General features: G+C 68.7%; 14 protein-coding genes. 9 read left to right on the forward strand and 5 right to left on the reverse strand.

What is annotated here, in order from left to right:
- Nucleotides 1-7: 7 nt before the first annotated feature.
- Nucleotides 8-817: a class D beta-lactamase gene (blaOXA, locus tag ACODT0_RS03485; protein WP_489040590.1), complete on the forward strand. Its 810-nt coding sequence runs from the start codon at nt 8-10 to the stop codon at nt 815-817.
- Nucleotides 814-1,959: an acyltransferase family protein gene (locus tag ACODT0_RS03490; protein ID WP_489040591.1), complete on the forward strand. Its 1,146-nt coding sequence runs from the start codon at nt 814-816 to the stop codon at nt 1,957-1,959. Before blaOXA ends, ACODT0_RS03490 begins: the two co-directional genes overlap by 4 nt.
- A 33-nt stretch (nt 1,960-1,992) precedes the next feature.
- On the opposite strand, the gene ACODT0_RS03495 is transcribed toward ACODT0_RS03490, so the two are convergent.
- From ACODT0_RS03495 to ACODT0_RS03515, 5 genes are read right to left on the reverse strand one after another with little or no spacing between them, the layout of a single operon-like run.
- Nucleotides 1,993-3,309, reverse strand: coding sequence for an MFS transporter (locus ACODT0_RS03495; protein WP_489040592.1), 1,317 nt, complete (start codon nt 3,307-3,309; stop codon nt 1,993-1,995).
- A gap of 25 nt (nt 3,310-3,334) precedes the next feature.
- Complete coding sequence (locus ACODT0_RS03500) at nt 3,335-4,585, reverse strand: M20 family metallo-hydrolase (RefSeq protein ID WP_489040593.1); 1,251 nt, start codon at nt 4,583-4,585, stop codon at nt 3,335-3,337.
- Nucleotides 4,582-5,463: an alpha/beta fold hydrolase gene (locus ACODT0_RS03505; RefSeq protein WP_489040594.1), complete on the reverse strand. Its 882-nt coding sequence runs from the start codon at nt 5,461-5,463 to the stop codon at nt 4,582-4,584. The genes ACODT0_RS03500 and ACODT0_RS03505 overlap by 4 nt, the downstream gene beginning before the upstream one ends.
- A 13-nt stretch (nt 5,464-5,476) precedes the next feature.
- Nucleotides 5,477-6,610 carry a pyridoxal phosphate-dependent aminotransferase gene (locus tag ACODT0_RS03510; RefSeq protein ID WP_296730165.1) on the reverse strand — a complete coding sequence of 378 codons (1,134 nt, stop codon included), beginning with the start codon at nt 6,608-6,610 and terminating at the stop codon, nt 5,477-5,479.
- Between the two features lie 11 nt (nt 6,611-6,621).
- Nucleotides 6,622-7,407: an SDR family oxidoreductase gene (locus tag ACODT0_RS03515; RefSeq protein WP_057592421.1), complete on the reverse strand. Its 786-nt coding sequence runs from the start codon at nt 7,405-7,407 to the stop codon at nt 6,622-6,624.
- A gap of 256 nt (nt 7,408-7,663) precedes the next feature.
- Here ACODT0_RS03515 and ACODT0_RS03520 point away from each other — a divergent pair, with 256 nt between their 5' ends.
- The 7 genes from ACODT0_RS03520 to ACODT0_RS03550 all read left to right on the forward strand — a co-directional run bounded on the left by ACODT0_RS03520 (nt 7,664) and on the right by ACODT0_RS03550 (nt 17,730).
- The gene (locus ACODT0_RS03520; protein WP_413764033.1) at nt 7,664-8,338 is read left to right on the forward strand and encodes a GntR family transcriptional regulator; all 675 of its coding nucleotides are present in this window, start codon (nt 7,664-7,666) and stop codon (nt 8,336-8,338) included.
- A gap of 195 nt (nt 8,339-8,533) precedes the next feature.
- Nucleotides 8,534-10,813: an AMP-binding protein gene (locus tag ACODT0_RS03525; RefSeq protein ID WP_489040595.1), complete on the forward strand. Its 2,280-nt coding sequence runs from the start codon at nt 8,534-8,536 to the stop codon at nt 10,811-10,813.
- 17 nt (nt 10,814-10,830) lie between these two features.
- Nucleotides 10,831-11,808 (forward strand): ABC transporter permease, encoded by a 978-nt coding sequence (locus tag ACODT0_RS03530; RefSeq protein WP_203205166.1) that lies wholly within the window; start codon nt 10,831-10,833, stop codon nt 11,806-11,808.
- A gap of 94 nt (nt 11,809-11,902) precedes the next feature.
- Nucleotides 11,903-12,928, forward strand: a complete 1,026-nt coding sequence (locus ACODT0_RS03535; protein ID WP_057592418.1) for a sugar ABC transporter substrate-binding protein — start codon at nt 11,903-11,905, stop codon at nt 12,926-12,928.
- Nucleotides 12,929-12,950: 22 nt separating this feature from the next.
- A complete protein-coding gene (locus ACODT0_RS03540; RefSeq protein ID WP_261210452.1) occupies nt 12,951-15,077 on the forward strand; it encodes an ABC transporter permease in 2,127 nt (708 codons plus the stop codon).
- Nucleotides 15,077-16,180, forward strand: a complete 1,104-nt coding sequence (locus ACODT0_RS03545; RefSeq protein ID WP_489040596.1) for an SMP-30/gluconolactonase/LRE family protein — start codon at nt 15,077-15,079, stop codon at nt 16,178-16,180. Before ACODT0_RS03540 ends, ACODT0_RS03545 begins: the two co-directional genes overlap by 1 nt.
- A complete protein-coding gene (locus ACODT0_RS03550; RefSeq protein ID WP_082321979.1) occupies nt 16,177-17,730 on the forward strand; it encodes a sugar ABC transporter ATP-binding protein in 1,554 nt (517 codons plus the stop codon). Before ACODT0_RS03545 ends, ACODT0_RS03550 begins: the two co-directional genes overlap by 4 nt.
- Nucleotides 17,731-17,746 lie beyond the last annotated feature (16 nt).

The raw sequence follows: 17,746 nt of genomic DNA on the forward strand, positions 1-17,746 counted from the left end.
CCCTCCCATGAAAAGTCCGCTTCGCCTCCTGTCCGCAGCCCTGCTCGCCACCCTCGCAGCCACCCCCCACGCCCGCACCCTCTGCACCACCATCGCCGACGCGACCACCGGCCAGTTCATCGTGAAGCAAGGCCGCTGCGACGAACGCGTCACCCCCGCCTCCACCTTCAAGATCGCGATCGCGCTGATGGGCTTCGACGCGGGCTTCCTCAAGAACGAGCACGCCCCCGTGCTGCCCTTCAAGGAAGGCTATCCGGCCTGGGTCGAAGGCTGGAAGCAGCCGACCGACCCACAGCGCTGGCTCGCGCTCTCGGTGTTCTGGTTCTCGCAGCGGGTGACCGAATCGCTGGGTGCCGAACGCTTCGCGCGCTACGCGAAGGACTTCGGCTATGGCAATGCCGACGTGTCGGGCGACCCGGGCAAGCACAACGGGCTCGAGCGTTCATGGGTAGCCTCCTCGCTGCGCATCTCGCCGCGCGAGCAGGTCGAGTTCCTGCGCAAGCTGCTGTCGAACCGGCTGCCGGTATCGCCGCACGCGATCGAGATGACGCGACGGTCGATGGAAACGACCGAGCTGCCCGAGGGCTGGACCGTGCAGGGCAAGACTGGCGCGGCCTACCCGAAGAAGGCCGACGGCTCGCTCGATGAAGCCCATGGCTATGGCTGGTATGTCGGCTGGGCCACGCGCGGCGAGCGCACCGTGGTGTTCGCGCGGCTGACGCAGGACGACCGGAAACAGTCAACGACACCGGGCGTCCGCACGCGCGACGCGCTGCTGCCGGCCCTGCCCGCGCTGATCGGTTCCGGCGCGAGATGACGACGGCACCGAGCCTCGGGCCGCGCAGCACGCGCATCGATGTGCTGCGCGGCATCGCGATCCTGCTGGTGCTGTTCCACCACTTCAACATCGCCTACCGGCTCGACGGCACCGTGCTGTCGCAACTTTTCGGCTGGGAAGCGGTGCGCGCGGTGGCACGCAACGGCAACTACGGCGTCACGATGTTCTTCGTGATCTCGGGCTTCCTGATCACATCGAACGCGCGGCGCCGCTGGGGCGCGCTGCGGGACGTGAAGGCGCGCGCCTTCTACGGCCTGCGCGTGGCGCGCATCGTGCCGTGCCTGCTGCTCCTGCTGGTTGCGGTCGACTTGCTGGCCTGGGGCGGCGTGGCCGTCTTCCAGAACCGGGCGCCGGCAGGTGCGACCCCGTTGCCGCTGTGGCTGGTCAACCTCGCCTCGCTGACCTTCTGGATGAACGTGGTGGTCGACAAGTACGGCTGGACCAACTACGCGCTCGGCGTGCTGTGGTCGCTGTCGGTCGAGGAGGTCTTCTATCTCTTCTTCCCGATCCTCTGCGCGCTGCTGCGCCGGGAGCGCCGGCTGATCGCCTTCTGGCTCGCGATCGCGGTGCTGGCACCGGTCTACCGCTTCCATCGCCAGGGCGACGAAGGCGGCTACCTCTATGCCTACTTCGCGGCCTTCGACGGCATCGCGATCGGTTGCTGCACGGCGCTGCTCGCGGACTCGGTCGTTCTCTCCGCGCGACTCAAGACGCTGCTGTCGTGGACCGTGGCGATCGCCATGGCATTTCTCTACCTGCGATGGCCGATCTCGCAGAGCCACGTGCTCGGCGTCACGGCGATGGCGCTGGGCACAGCGGTGCTGCTGGCGACGATGAGCGATCGATCCGCGGACGGCACGGCGCCCACGCGAGGTCGCTGGCTCTCCACCGCCTTCGGATGGTTCGGCCGCCGCAGCTACGAGCTCTACCTGTTCCACCTGATCGTGCTCGGCCTGCTGCGGACCCTGTTCCCGCCCGCGCTCGCGAGCGGCGGCGACAGGATGTGGCTGCTCGGCGGCTACCTCCTGCTGTCGATGGCGCTGTGCGACGCCATCGCGCGCTGCTGCAGCGAGCCGCTGAACCGCTGGCTGCGAGGCCGCTTGTCCGTTGCACCCGCCTGACCCGGGCTTCTTCTTCCGTGCCCGCGCGGCCTGCTAGCGATTCACCAGCCTGGCCGGAATGAGCAGGATGAGGCCGGCACCGATCACCAGCACCACGGCCGACACATACATGGCGATGGTCGAGCTCTGGGTCAGGTCGCGCAGCCAGCCGATGAAATAGGGGCTGACGAAGCCGGCGAGCCCCGCGAAGGCATTGATCGCGGCCACGCCGGCGGCGGCGGCACTGCCGACGAGGAAGGCCGAAGGCAGCGCCCAGAACAGCGGCCCCGGCGTCATCACACCCGCGGCCGCGAGCGACAGGCCCACGAGCGCCAACGGTACGTTGTGCCCAGCGAGCGCCGCGATCGTGTAGCCGACGGCGCCCATGAGCATCGGGACGATCAGGTGCCATCGCCTTTCGCCCGTGCGATCCGAACTCCGTCCGAACGACAGCATGGCGATCACGGCCACGCCGTACGGTATTGCCGACAGCAGTCCGATGTTCACCACGCCCTGCACGCCCGAAGCCTTGATGAGCGTCGGCATCCAGAAGGTCAGGCCGTACTGGCCCATGATGACGCAGAAGTAGATCACCGCCAGCAGCAGCATGCGTGGGTCGCTGAACACGTTGCCGACGGTCGAGAGGATGCGCGCGTGGGCTCTCACGGGAATCTCCAGCGCGCGCTGGATGTGCGCCTTCTGCTCGGGCGTGAGCCACTTCGCCTGCGAAGGGTTGTTGTCGAGGAAGAAGAGCGTCATCACGCCGAGAACCAGCGAGGGTACGGCCTCGATGATGAACATCCATTTCCAGCCGGCCATGCCATGGGTGCCGTTGAAGGCCTGCATGATCCAGCCGGAGAGCGGCCCCCCGATGATTCCCGCCACCGGAATGGCGACCATGAAGAGCGCGATGATCTGGGAACGGCGATGCGCCGGATACCAGGACATCAGGTAGAAGATGACGCCGGGATAGAAACCCGCTTCCGCGGCACCCAGCAGAAAACGCAGCACGTAGTACTGGGTCGGCGTCGAGACCAGCGAGAAGCCCGCGGAGATCACGCCCCAGGTGATCATGATGCGGGCGATCCAGATCTTGGCGCCCACGCGCTGCATCACGAGGTTGCTGGGGACCTCGAAGAGGAAGTAGCCGATGAAGAAGACACCGGCCCCGAGGCCGTAGACGGTCTCGCTGAACTTGAGGTCATCGAGCATCTGCAGCTTCGCGAAGCCGATGTTCACGCGGTCGAGGTAGGCCGCCACGTAGCAGAACATCAGGAACGGAATCAGCCGCCAGGTGATCCGGCGGTACATGCGGTCTTCGGCGACGTGCGCGCTGGCGGGCGTCGCGGCCGTGAGGGTTGCGTCAGTCATTGCTTGTCTCCTGGTTGTATTTTTCTCAGGCGGACCGGTCCGCGAGTTCCGCCAGCACGTCGGCCAGGACCCGCGCCCCCGCGGTGGCGTCCTCGGGCGTGATCGACTCGGCCTCGTTGTGCGTGATGCCGAGGTGGCAGGGGATGAAGACCATGCCCGATGGGCAGATGCCGTGCAGGTAACGCGCGTCGTGGCCCGCCGCGGAATGCAGTTCGGTGTGCGGAAGGCCCAGGCGCGCGGCCGCGGCCTTGATGCACTGGCGCATCCCGGACGGGAACTCCAGGGACATCGCGGTGGAAAGCTCCTGCACGCGGACCTCGCAGGGGCCGGCCGCCTCCCGGCACAGGCCCTCGATGGCGTCGCCCAGTTGCCGCAGCAGCATGGAATCGGGATGACGCAGATCGATGGAGAAGCTCACGGCGCTGGGCACGACCGACGGCGCATTGGGCGTGACGGTGAATTGCCCGACGGTGAACTTCACGATGTCCTGCGGATCGTGCATGCGCCCCGCCAGGGCCTTGACCATGTCGACCGCCGCCAGCAACGCGTCGCGCCGCTCGGCACGCCGGGAGGTCCCCGCGTGCGCCGCCTCGCCGACCACCGAGACACGGAAGGTGCGCTTGCCCTGGATGCCGCTGACGACGCCGATGGTCTTGCCCATGCGCTCGAGCAGCGGACCTTGCTCGATGTGCGCTTCCACATAGGCGAAGACGCTGCCTCCCAGCGGCCGTACCGGCACGTCGGCCATCGTCGCGGCGACGCGTGCCAGCGCGCCCGCGACGCTCTCGCCCCCGCTGTCCACCGAGGCCTCGATGTCCGCCAGGCTGCGCGCACCCGCGAAGGCCGCCGAGCCCATCATGCCGGGCGCGAAACGGGAGCCTTCCTCGTTCATCCATGCCACCACGTCGATCGAGCGCCGCGGACGGCCACCCGATTCGACGATCGCTTCGCAGGCTTCGAGTGCCGCCAGGACGCCGTAGACGCCGTCGTACTTTCCTCCGGTGGGCTGGCTGTCCAGGTGCGAGCCCGAGAGCACCGGCGCAGCCGCCGCATCCGTCCCTTGCAGGCGCAGGAAGACATTGCCCGCGACGTCGCGCGAGGCCTGCATGCCGATCGCCTCGCCCCACCGGATCAGGAGCCGGCAGGCGGCGACGTCCTCGTCGGACAACGCCGGCCGGTTCACGCCGCCCGATGCGGTCGCACCGAGCCTGGCCATCGCCTCGTGCCGCTGCCAGAGCCGGGCCTGGTCCACCCGCCGCGACGGCCGCGCGCTCATGAGGTCTTCATGATCTGGGCCGGCACCGCGCGTGGATCCCGCGCAAGCCAGCGGTTCTGGCCGACGGTGGCCAGGAAGTCGCCCACGAGCTGATTGAACAGCGCGGGCTCCTCCAGGTTCAGCGTGTGGCCGGCCTTGGGCAGCACCGCGAGCCCGCAGGCCGGCACGGTCCGCTTGAGGAAGATGCCCGGCTGCAGGCAATGATCGTCCTCGTCGCCCACCACGACCAGCGTGGGCACCTGCATCGCCTTCAGGCGGTCCTCGAGATCGTAGAGCGAAGGCCGTCGCGCCTGCACGCCGCGCATCGTGAACGCCGCACCCGTCGCGGAGTGCTGCGCCAGCTGACCGGCGAATTCGGCCCAGCCTCGCGGATCCTTCAGCAGGTAGGCGATGCGCGACGCGGCCAGCGCGTAGGTCCTGGAGAAGGTCTCGGAGCCCTGGGCTTCGAACTGCGCCGCGACTTCGAGCGAGACGTCGCGAAAGTAGGCCTCGTGCTGTTTCTCCGCGCCATAGCCGGCCCCCGCCACCACCAGCGAGATCGCGCGCGCCGGCGCGATCAAGCCGAAGTGCAGGGTGGCGAAGCCACCCATCGACAAGCCCACGATGTGCGCGCGCTCGAGCCCCAGGTGATCGAGCACCGCGCCGATGTCCAGCGCGGCGCGCTCCTGCGTGTAGCTCTCCAGCGACTCGGGCACTTGCGAGGGCGGATAGCCGCGCGCATTGAAGCAGATGCAGCGATAGCGGCGCGAGAAGTAGCGCATCTGCGGCTCCCAGCTGCGCATGTCGCCGCCGAACTCGTGCACGAACACGATCGGCTCACCTTCGCCAGCCTCCTCGTAGCAGAGATCGACCCCGTCCGAAGTCTTCAGGTACGGCATGTGATCTCCCGGCTCAGAAGAAGTCCGCCGGCACGTCGATCTTTCGCGCCCGCTCGACCATCGACGGCAGCAGCTCGCAGAAGCGGTCGGCCCAGGCCTCGGGCACGGTGAGGCTGACCTTCACGAAACGGTCGCCGAATCGCTTGGTGTGATAGGCGCCCTGGCGGATCATCACGCCCTTCTCCTGGTAGGCCGCGACCAGCGACTCGGGCCGCAATCCCGCCTCCACCGTCTCGACGATCAGCAGGTTGGCCTGCGAGGGATACACCGGCACCGAGAAGCCCGCGATGGCGGATGCGGCGCGGGCCACCTCGGCCTGGTTGCGGCGCTGGCGGCGGAAGATCTCGGGGAACCAGTCCGCCTTGGTGCGCAGCCCGGCGATTGCGGCGCGCTGCGAGAGCACGTTGCTGCCGAGGTTGTTGGGCGGTGCCGTCGCGAGCATCTCGATGATGTCCGCGCTCGCGAGCACCGCGCCCAGGCGCATGCCCGCCAGGCCCAGCCATTTCGAGAAGCTGTAGGTCACGATGGTCTTCTCGGGATAGAACCGCAAGGCCGGGGTGAAGCTGTCGGCGAAGTGGCAGTAGGTCGCGTCGTGAATGAGGTAGGCACCCACGGAACGTGCGATGTCGGCGATCGCGCGGATCTCGTCCTCGGTATGGCAGGTGCCCAGCGGATTGTTGGGATCCACGAGATAGATGACCCGCGTGTTCGGCGTGACCGCCGCGCGCAGTTGCTCCACGGTGAGCTTGTAGCCTTGCGCGGCATCGTAGATCGGCAGCTCGATGACGTTGGCGCCCGCCTTGCGGGCGAAGTGCATCGGCCAGGCCCAGCTCGGGTCGGTGGTGACGAAGTCGGTGCCGGGCGCGCAGATGTTGCTGCAGACGTTGTAGAGCGCCTCGACCGCGCCATCGGTGACGAGCACGGACGCGTCCGGCAGGCCCATGTCCTCCTTGACGAGGGCCCGCAGTTCCTCGAAGCCGACCGGCGGCGCATAGGCGTGGTACTCGCCGCCGTCGAGCGCCTCGATGACGGCTTCGCGCACGGACGGATGGGGATCGAAGTGGTTGGTGTTCTGCCCCAGCCACATCAGGCCGGGCGTGTTGCAGAGCTTGTCGAAGTAGGCGTTGCGTGTTTCGAACTTGCGCATGACGGGCCGCCTCAGATGATGGAGCGGCGCGATGCGATGCCGCCGTCGATGGTGACGATGGTGCCGGTGATGTACGCGGCGCGCGCCGAGGCCAGCCAGACGATCAGGTCGGCGACCTCTTCCGCCTGCGCCGCACGCTTGGCCGGATACTTGTCGAACAGCTCTTCCCAGCGGCCCTCGTCGCCATACCAGTCGAGTGCGCGGCGCTTCATCATCTTGACCATGCGGTCGGTCGCCACCGGGCCCGGGTTCACGCCGACGACGCGAATGCCGTCGTCGAGGCTGCGCCCACCCACGCCGCGGGTGAAAGCCATCATGGCGGCGTTGCCGGTCGTGCCGACGATGTAGTTGGCATCCCAGTTCTCGCCGGAGTTGCCGATGTCGTTGACGATCACGCCCGAGCCGCGCTTCTTCATGTGCGCGTAGAGCTCGCGCGTCAGCGTGACATACGAAAAGATCTTCATGTCCAGGCTGGAGCGCCAGTCCTGGTCGCTCATCTGGTCGAGGGGTCCGGGCGTGGAATCGGCCGCGTTGTTCACGAGCACGTCCACGTCGCGGCAACGCTCGGCCAGTGCGGTGGCATTCGCGGTCACCGACAGGTCCATCGGGTGGATTTCGACCTTGGCGCCGTAGGCCTCCTCGATTTCCTTCCTGGCCCGCGCCAGCCCCTCTTCGGAGCGCGCAGCGAGGTGGAGGCGGCTCACTCCCTCCCTGGCAAAACTGTGCGCGGTCGCCAGGCCGATGCCCTTGGACGCGCCCGTGACGAGGACCGACTTGCCTTCCAGATCCAGCTTCATGTATCCACTCCTTGCTTTTAATGTATTCAGAAAGTAAACTTAACGAATACATATGCTACCGACCGCTTCGCCGAGCCAGGCCGGGGAAAAACCCTTGCTTCTCACTTGTCGCTAAATCAGCAGCAAGAGCGGCCTCGCCGTTCTTCGGCATCCACATCATGTATTCCATATTCGACCTATACGAATACATGATTCGGTTTCGCACGGGCATCGCATGGCTACACTCGACGCGTTTGCGCAGGAAAAGAGACCACGAGTGACCGAGCCACAGACCCATGCCCTCAACATCCAGCAAACGCTGGAGCAGGAGATCCTTTCGGGAGTCCTCGCCCCTGGGGCACGGCTCGAGGAAGTGGACCTCTCCGCCCGGTTCAATTGCTCGCGCACGCCGGTTCGCGAGGCATTGCGGCAACTGGCCGCCGCCTCCCTGATCACGGTCAAGCCCAGGCAGCCGGCGGTGGTCGCCGCGCTGTCGGCGCGCAAGCTGATCGAGATGTTCCAGGTCATGGCCGACCTGGAAGGCCTGTGCGCCCGCCTGGCGGCACGCCGCATCTCGTCGGCGCAGATCGAGCGGCTGAAGCAGGCGCATGCGCGCATGGAGTCGCTGGCCCAGTCCGACGACGTCGACCTCTTCTACGAGATCAACCGCGAGTTCCACGAAGTGATCTACGAGGCCAGCCAGAACGAGTTCCTGACCGAGCAGACGCGCAGCCTGCGCAACCGGGTGGCCGCCTATCGCAAGCTGGTGACGCAGCGACCGCGCCGCCGCACCGACACCTTGACGGAACATGCCGCGGTTCTCGAGGCGATCGTCGGCGGCGACGAGGACAAGGCCGACAAGACGATGACGGCCCACGTCAATCTGCTGGGGGAGAAATTGCTCGACTTCATCGCGCTCTTCCCCGAGAGCGACGAGGCTTTCCGCAGATAAAGCCTGCTTCGGCGAGCGCCCGCGCCTTCCCTTTTTTGGTGCGCCGCAGCTAAGGGAAATTCCCCGAACCACCCTTCCCGGTCGCTCCGAATAATCGCGCCAGTCAACCAGGGTACTTCCGAGTAACCCCCGGTTTTCCTGGCGCCACGCGGCCTCCGCGCGGCATCGGTCCCTGGTCATCGCCGCAGGAGTCGAATGTCTACCGAGCTGGTCGAATCGCCTTGGCAAAGCCGCGGAGAGCGGCAGCAGGATCGCCATGCCAAGAAGGACGCGGTGCTGCTGGCGGCGGCGCGGCTGTTCACGACCAAGGGCTTCCAGGGCACCTCGCTCGACGACATCGCGCGGGCCCTGCGCGTGACCAAGCCGACCGTCTACCACTACGTCGAGAACAAGGAACAGATCCTGTTCGAGTGCGTGCAGCGCGGGCTCGAGGCGCTGCGCGCGGGCATCCTCGAAGCGGCGCGGCGCGGGCTGCCGCCGCGCGAACGGCTGCGCGTGGCGATGGAGAACTACGCGGGCATCGTGACCAGTGACTTCGGCCTGTGCGTGATCCGCGTCGGCGAGGACCCGCTGGCCGAGCCCAGGCGGCGCGAGCTGCGCGCGCTCAAGGGCGAGATCGACACCGAGTTCCGCGCGCTGATCGAGGCCGGCATGGCCGAGGGCTGGATCGCGCGCGGCGACGCGGCGATGGCCTCGTACACGGTGGTAGGCGCGCTCAGCGGCATCGGCCGCTGGTACCGGCCCGACAGCCATCCGGCGCGCAGCCTGCAGGATGCCGTGCGGCACTGCATCGAGATGCTCATGCACGGCGTGCTCAGCGCCCCGACGGAGCTGCGGCCCTCGCAGAGCTCCGCGTCCTCGTGGTCCCAGTGGGGAGATTCCATGCCCAAGATGCGACGTGAAGTGCACTTCAACGAGCGCGTGGTGCGCTGCTTCGCCGAGCGGCCCGCCAACGTGGCCCGGATGCTGGCCGACGCGGTGCGGCTCTCGCCCGATGGCGAGGCGCTGGTCTGCGACACGCTGCGGCTGAGCTGGCGCGAACTGCACCATGCCACCACCAAGTGCGCGGGCGGCCTCGCACGGCGCGGCGTGCGGCCGGGCGACCGGGTGGCGCTCTACCTCTCGAACGGGCCCGAGTTCGCGATCGCGGTCTACGCCTGCGCCTGGCTCGGCGCGGTGGCGATGCCGGTGAGCGCGCGGGCGCGCACGGCCGAGCTCGAGTTCTCGCTGGCCGACGCCGAGGCGGTAGCCATCGTCTGCTCGCAGGAGCTGCAGGCGCTGGTGCCCTCGCCCGAGGCGCTGCCGCTGCTGCGCCTGCGCTTTTGCACCGGTGCCGCGCAGCCGGGCTTCGAATCCTTCACGGCACTGATGCAGGCCGAGCCGCTGGCCACCGCGCACGCGGCCGCCGAGGAAGACCTCGCGGTGCTGCTCTACACCTCGGGCACCACCGGCAAGCCCAAGGGCGCGATGCTCACGCACCTGAACATCGGGCACTCGGTGATGCACTTCGTGCACGCGATGAGCCTGGGCGAATCGGACCGCAGCATCGTCGCGGTACCGCTGAGCCATGTCACCGGGCTGGTGGCGCAGCTCTACACCATGCTGCATGCGCGCGGCTGCGCGGTGCTGATGACCCAGTTCAAGGCGGCCGAGTTCGCGCGGCTGGCGGCGGCCGAGCGCATCACGCACACGATCATGGTGCCGGCCATGTACAACCTGTGCCTGCTGCTGCCGGACCTGCAGGCGCACGACCTCTCGGCCTGGCGCATCGGTGCCTACGGCGGTGCCTCGATGCCCACGGCCACCATCGAGGGCATCGCGGCGCGGCTGCCGGGCCTCACCCTGATGAACGCCTACGGCGCGACCGAGACCTGCTCGCCCGCCACCATCATGCCGCCCGGCATGACGGCCGAGCACCGCGACAGCGTGGGCCTGGCCGTGCCCTGCGGCGAGATCTGCGTGGTCGACGAGAACGGCAACGAAGTGGCGCGCGGCGAGGTCGGCGAGATCTGGATCGCGGGCCCGATGGTGGTGCCCGGCTACTGGCGCAACCCGCAGGCCACGGCCAGCGAGTTCCGCGGCGGCTACTGGCGCTCGGGCGACATCGGCAGCATGGACGCCGACGGCTACGTGCGCATCCTCGACCGCAAGAAGGACGTGATCAACCGCGGCGGCTACAAGATCTTCTGCGCCACGGTCGAGAACACGCTGATGGAGCATCCGCAGATCGTGGAGGCGGCGCTGGTGGGCGTGCCCTGCGCGGTGCTCGGCGAGCGCGTGCATGCCTTCGTCTGCGTGAGCGAGCTCGACGAGCGCACCCAGGCCGCCGCCTTGCAGGCCTTCTGCGCCGAGCGGCTGTCGGACTACGCGGTGCCCGAGACCTGGACCATCGGAACCGAGGCGCTGCCGCGCAACCTCAACGGCAAGGTCATGAAGCGCGAGCTGCGCCAGTCGCTGCACGCTGCCCTGAGCTGAAGCGGAGCGCCCCCACCATGACGACGAAGAAATTCAAGGCCACGCAGCAGGGCATCGTGTCCGCGCTGTTCGCGCTGCTGTTCGCGGGCTTCGCGGCGTTCCTGCCGGGCTTCGCGCAGATCGACAACCTGCTCACGCTGGTGCAGAACGTGGCCTTCCTCGGCATCCTGGGGCTGGGCATGGCGGTGGTGGTGATCGGCCGCGGCATCGACATCTCGATGATCGCAGCGCTGGCCGTGCCCTCGGGCCTGCTCTTGCAGCTGGTGCAGAACGGCCATTCGCTCGGCTCGGCCTTCCCGATCGCGCTGGGCCTGGCGCTGGCCTTCGGGCTGGTCAACGGCTGGCTGATCGCCTATGCCGAGGTGCCCTCGCTCTTCACCACGCTGGCCTCGGGCCTCTTCCTCGCGGGACTGGGCCAGGCCTACTTCTTCCAGCTCGAGGTGGTGCAGTGGCCGGCCGCGCTCGACCCGGCGGCCTGGCTGGGCCGCGGCACCCTGGCCGGGGTGCCGACGCCGGTCGTGATGTTCGGCGTGGCGGCTGCGGCCATGGCCTTCTTCCTGCGCCGCATGCGCGCGGGCGCCTTCGTCTACGCGATCGGCGACAACCCCTTCGCCGCGCGCGCCACCGGTCTGCCGACGCGGCCGATGGTGCTGCTGCAGTACGTGCTGGCGGCGCTGATCGGGCTGTTCGCGGGCGTGGTGATGGCGGCCTCGGTCAGCAGCATGCCGACGCGGATCTTCAACTCCACCATGATCTACGACGTGGTGCTGGTGGTGGTGCTCGGCGGCATCGGCCTGTCGGGCGGCCGCGGCGGCGTGTTCAACGTCGTGATCGGCACGCTCCTGATCGGCACCATGCTCAACGGCATGACGATCATGGACCTCTCCTACTCCGTGCAGAACATCGTCAAGGGCGTGGTGCTGCTGGCCGCGATCCTGATCGACTCCATGCTCAACCCGCGCAACGAAGAGACCGCGCAGCAGGGCGACATCTGATCCCCGGGTCCGCGAGCGGATCCACCTGTTTTCCGAAGCCGGGCGCCAGGCGATTTTGGCGTCATCCGAGACCACCGAAAAAAGGAGACATGCAATGCACTTCGTTCGCACACTCGCCGCATCCGCGAAGCTCGCGGGCATCGCGCTGGCGCTGGCCGCCGTATCGCAGCACGCGGCCGCGCAGGGCAAGGGCCTCGACGAGCCCTTCCGCGACGGCTACAAGAAGGCGCTGGCCGGCAAGACCGTGGGCTACATCCCGGTGGCCATGGGCTTCGACCTCGCGCAGGGCTGGTACAACGGCCTCAAGAAGGAGCTCGAGCCCGCCGGCATGAAGGTGGTGGCACGCGATCCCAACTGGAACACCAACGCCGGCGCGCAGGCCTTCACCGCGCTGATGGCCGAGAAGCCCGCGGTGATCGTGATCCACAACCCCGACGTGCAGACCTACGCCAAGCTGATCAAGAAGGCCGAGGAAGACGGCATCTACGTGGTGCAGATCAACATGCGCTCGGTGCAGCCCTCGACCGTGTTCGTGGGCGCCGACTGGGTCGACGTGGGCGAGCGCAACGCCGAGGCCGTGGTGCAGGCCTGCAAGGGCAAGTCGAACAAGATCGCCATCGTGCAGGGCGCGCCGACCGCGGCCACCAGCGCCTACACGCTCAAGGGCGTGGAGAACGTGCTGGCGAAAAATCCGCAGATCAAGGTGGTGTCGAATCAGGCCGCCGACTGGGACGCGGCCAAGGCCAAGGGCCTGACGCAGACGGTGCTCAAGCAGAACCCCGACCTGTGCGGCATCGTCGGCTTCTGGGACGGCATGGACATCGGCACCGCGGCCGCCATCAAGGAAGCCGGCCTGACCGGCAAGGTCTACCTCGCGACCTCGGGCGGCGGCGAGCAGAAAGGCGCCTGCGACCAGGTCAAGTCGGGCGCCTTCGACCTCGACGTGAGCTACGACGTGCCGACGCAGGCCGCCAACATGGCCGCCATGATCAAGTGGCTGGTGCAGGGCGGCATGAAGCCCGGCGCGGCCAAGCAGAACATCTACACCACGCTGATCCCGATCACGAAGGAGAACGCGGGTGCCGACGGCACCTGCTGGAAGCTCACCGCCGCCAAGTGACGCCGACGCCGGAGCCGCACCGATGAACGAGACGCTCACCCGCCTGCGCTACCGCTGGTGGCCCGACCACTGGGTCGGCGAGATCCTGTCCAAGCGCTGGACCGAGACCGCGATCCCCGTGCTGCTGCTGGTGGCGGTGCTGCTGGCCTCGGGCCAGCTCATCGGCAACTTCTGGTCGCCGGTGGTGCTGGCCGACACGCTGCGGCAGGCCGGCGAGATCGGCTTCATCGTGCTCGGCCTGGCGCTGGTGATGATCGTGGGCGGCATCGACCTGTCGGTGGGTTCCATCTTCGCGCTCACCAACTTCTGCGCGCTGATGTGCATGCACGTGCTGAAGTGGCCGATGGGCGCGTCGGTGCTGGCCACGCTGGCCGTCGGCGCGCTGCTGGGCGCGGTCAACGGCGTGCTGATCGGCTACCTGCGGCTGCGCGCCTTCCTCACCACGCTCATCACGCTGATCATCTTCCGCTCGTTCTACGAGATCCTGAGCCTGCAGTACTCGACCGCGATCGCGGGCTCGCTGCCCGACTCGCCGGCCTGGGACTTCCTGGGCAACGGCACCTTGCTGGGCCTGCCGACCGTGGCCTGGGCCTACGCGGCGGTGGCGATCGCGGGCCATGTGCTGCTCACGCGGCTGCGTGCGGGCTGGCACATCATGGCCATCGGCGGCTCGCGCCGCTCGGCCTACAACAGCGGCATCGCGGTGCGGCGCACCGTGGCGCTGTGCTACGTGGCCTCGGGCACGCTGTGCGGCGCGGCCGGCTGCTTCTTCGCCTCTCGGCTGGCCACGGCCGGCGCCGACATCGGCGTGGGCATGGAGGTGCTGGTGCTCACGGCCGCCGTGCTCGGCGGCATCAGCCTGGGCGGCGGGCGCGGCTCGGTCGCCAAGGCGCTGGTCGGCACGCTGCTGGTGCTGCTGATCACCAACGGCCTGACCTCGATGTCGGCGCCCGGCGGCGTGATCCGCATGGTGCTGGCCGCGATCCTGGTGCTGGCGGCCGTGATCGACGTGCGCTGGCTCAAGAACCGCCAGCGCATCATCAGCAAGGTCTACGTGAGCCCGACCTACTTCGCACTGCCGCCGGCACCGGCCTGCAGCGGCGACGGCGCGGGCGCGGGCCCGAGTGTCTACGCGGTCAACAACAAGCTGCGCGACGTCACGCTGATCGGCCTGGGCCGCATCGAGTCGCCCGAGGACGTGATCCTCGACCGCGACGACAACCTCTATGCCGGCTCGCGCCACGGCGACGTGATCCGCTTCCTCGCGCCCGACTACGAGCGCATGGAGGTCTACGCCCACATCGGCGGCCAGCCGCTGGGCCTGGCCTTCGACCGCGAGGACAACCTGCACGTGTGCGTGGGCGGCATGGGCCTGTACCGCGTCACGCCCGAGCGCAAGGTCGAGCGCGTGACCGACGAGACCAACCGCAGCTGGACCTCGATCAACGACGACAGCCGGCTGCGGCTGGCCGACGACCTCGACATCGCCGACGACGGCCGCATCTTCTTCAGCGAGGCCACGGTGCGCTACGAGATGCACGAGTGGCCGGTCGACGGGCTGGAGGCGCGCGGCAACGGGCGCATCGTCTGCTTCGATCCGCGCGACGGCTCGACGCGCACCGTGCTGCGCGGGCTGCGCTTTCCGAACGGCATCGCGATCGCGAGCGACGGCCAGTCGATCCTGTTCGCCGAGACCTGGGGCTGCTGCATCAAGCGCTACTGGTTCGACGGGCCGAAGGCCGGCCAGGTGCGGATGGTGATCGACAACCTGCCCGGCTATCCCGACAACATCAACCTCGCCTCCGACGGCCACTACTGGCTCGCGCTGGTGGGCATGCGCTGCCCGGCCTACGACCTCGCGATGCGCATGCCGGGCTTTCGCCGCCGCATGGCCACGCGCGTGCCGGTGGACGAATGGCTGTTCCCCAACATCAACACCGGCTGCGTGCTCAAGTTCAGCGAGGCCGGCGAGATCCTCGAGACGCTGTGGGACCTGGGCGGCGAGAACCACCCGATGATCACCTCGATGCGCGAGCACCGCGGCCACCTCTACCTGGGCGGCATCTCGAACAACCGCATCGGCCGCTACAAGCTCGAGGGCGCCGACCCCGACTTCGTGCAGTACGAACGGCGCTGGAGGACAGCCTGATGCTCGACACCCTTCGCGGTTTCACCGACCGCCTGCTCGGGCGCGGCAGCGCCGCCATCACGGTGCCGGTGATGGACGGCGTGCTCAAGCCCAACCGCGCGCTCGACAACGCCGAGGTGGTGGCCGAGCTCGCCGACATCGACGACCTCGCGGTGGCCGACGGCGTGCTGTGGATCGCGGCCGGACCCGCGCTGTACCGGCTCGACGGCGGCGCGCCCGCCGAGGTGCGGCGCTTCGAGCGCCCGATCACCGCGCTGGCCGCGGCGCCCGGCGGACGGCTCGCGCTGGCGCTCGGCGGCACGCAGGTTCTGCTGCTCGCGCCCGACGGCGCCACCGCCCACACGCTCGCGGAGGCCGGCGGCCGCGCGCTGCGCTGCGTCAATGCGCTGGCCTGGGACGAAGCCGGCCGGCGCTGGCTGCTGACCGAGGGCTCGGCCGAGCATGCGCCCGAACGCTGGTGCCACGACCTGATGGCGCACGGCGCGAGTGGCCGCGTCTGCGCCTGGGCGCCGGGCGGCGGTGCCGCGCAGCAGCTCGCGGCCGGGCTGCGCCATGCCTTCGGCGTGCTGTCGCAGGCGGGCGGCACGGTGCTGGTCGGCGAGAGCTGGGCGCACCGCGTGCTCGCGCTGGGGCCGAACGGCACCGCGCCGCGCGTGGCCGACCTGCCCGGCTATCCCTCGCGCATGGCTGCGGCGGCCGGCGGCGGCTTCTGGCTCAGCTGCTTCGTCTGCCGCACGCAGCTGGTCGAATTCGTGCTGCGCGAGGAGGCCTACCGCCGCCGCATGGTGGCCGAGATCGATCCGCGCTACTGGATCGCACCGGCGCTCTCGTCGGGCCACAGCTTCCTCGAGCCGCTGCAGGGCGCGGGCGTCAAGCAGATGGGCGTGCTCAAGCCCTGGGCGCCGCCGCGCTCCTACGGGCTGGTGGTGCGCGTGAATGTGCAGGGCCAGGTCGTGTCTTCGCTGCACAGCCAGGTCGACGGCCGCCACCACGGCATCACCGCGGTGGCCGAGCATGGGGGCGCGCTGTTCGCGGCCTCGAAGGGCGGCGGCCGGCTGCTGCGGGTGCGCATGACCGCCGAGGAACAGGGAGCCGCGCGATGAATGCCCGCGATACCACCGCCGACACCGTGGCCGCCGAGCCGGGCGCGCCCGCCGCGGTCGAGACCATGCTCGAGCTGCGCCAGGCCACCAAGAAATACGCGGGCGTACCCGCCATCGAGGCGGTCGACTTCACGCTGCGCCGCGGCGAGATCCACGCGCTGCTCGGCGAGAACGGCGCCGGCAAGTCGACGCTGACCAAGGTGATGGCCGGCGTGGTGCCGCTGAGCGCGGGCCAGATGCTGGTGGAAGGCCGGCCGGTGCAGCTGCGCACGCCGCTGGAAGCGCGCCACGAGGGCATCGCGATGGTGTTCCAGGAAACCAGCCTGGTCCCGACGATGACGGTGGCGCAGAACCTGTTCCTGGGCCAGGAGTCCTTCTTCAACCGGCTGCGCGGTGTCTACATCTCGGCGCAGCAGTTCCTGCAGTCGCTCAATTTCGACGTCGACCCGACCGCCACCGTGGGCATGCTCGGCGCGGCCAAGAAGCAGATGGTGGAGATCGCGCGCGCGGTGCTGCACAAGGCGCGCATCATCATCTTCGACGAGCCCACGGCCAGCCTCACGCCCGAGGAGAAGAAGTACTTCTTCGACCTGGTGTTCGACCTCAAGGCGCGCGGCGTGTCGGTGATCTTCATCTCGCACGCGCTCGAGGAGGCGCTGCTGCTGGCCGACCGCATCACGGTGCTGCGCGACGGCCGCCACGTCGTGACCGACGACAAGGCGAATTTCGACCGCGAGCGCATCGTGCAGGCGATGGTGGGGCGCGATCTCTCGCAGACGCTCTACGGGCAGAAGAAGACCCACGTGCGGCCGCAGGGCGAGTGCCTGCTGTCGGTGCGCAACCTGCGCATGGCGGCGATGGTCAAGAACAACTCGCTGTCGGTGTTCGCGGGCCAGATCACGGGCGTGTTCGGCCTGGTGGGCGCGGGCCGCACCGAGACCTTCAAGGTGGTGGCCGGGCTGATCAAGCGCGACTTCTTCCATGGCGGCGAGATCCTGCTGCGCGGCCGGCCGGTGCGCTACCGCGTGGCGCGCCAGGCGGTGCGCGACGGCATCGCCTATATCACCGAGGACCGCAAGTTCGAGGGCTTCTTCGAGACCATGTCGATCGCGCAGAACATCTACATGGGGCTGCAGGGCAAGCTGGCCGGCGCGCGCGGGCTGGTGTCGGGCGCGAAGGCGCGTTCGGTGGGCGAGCACTGGAGCCGGCTGCTCAATGTGCGCGCCATCGGCAAGGAGGTGAAGGTGATCGAGCTGTCGGGCGGCAACCAGCAGAAGGTGGTGATCGCCAAGTCGCTGGTGCAGGAACCCGACATCGTGATCTTCGACGAGCCCACGCGCGGGGTCGACGTGGGCGCCATCGCCGAGATCCACGCCGAGATCAACCGGCTGGCCGACGCCGGCAAGGCGGTGGTGGTGATTTCCTCCTACCTGCCCGAGGTGATGGCCCTGTCGGACCGCATCCTCGTGGCCAAGCAGGGCAAGGTGGTGACGGAGTTCTCGGCCACCGAGGCGACGCAGGAGGCGATCATGTACGCGGCCATCCACTGACCGCGCCGATCGCCGC

Source organism: Variovorax sp. FG153, from assembly GCF_057809595.1.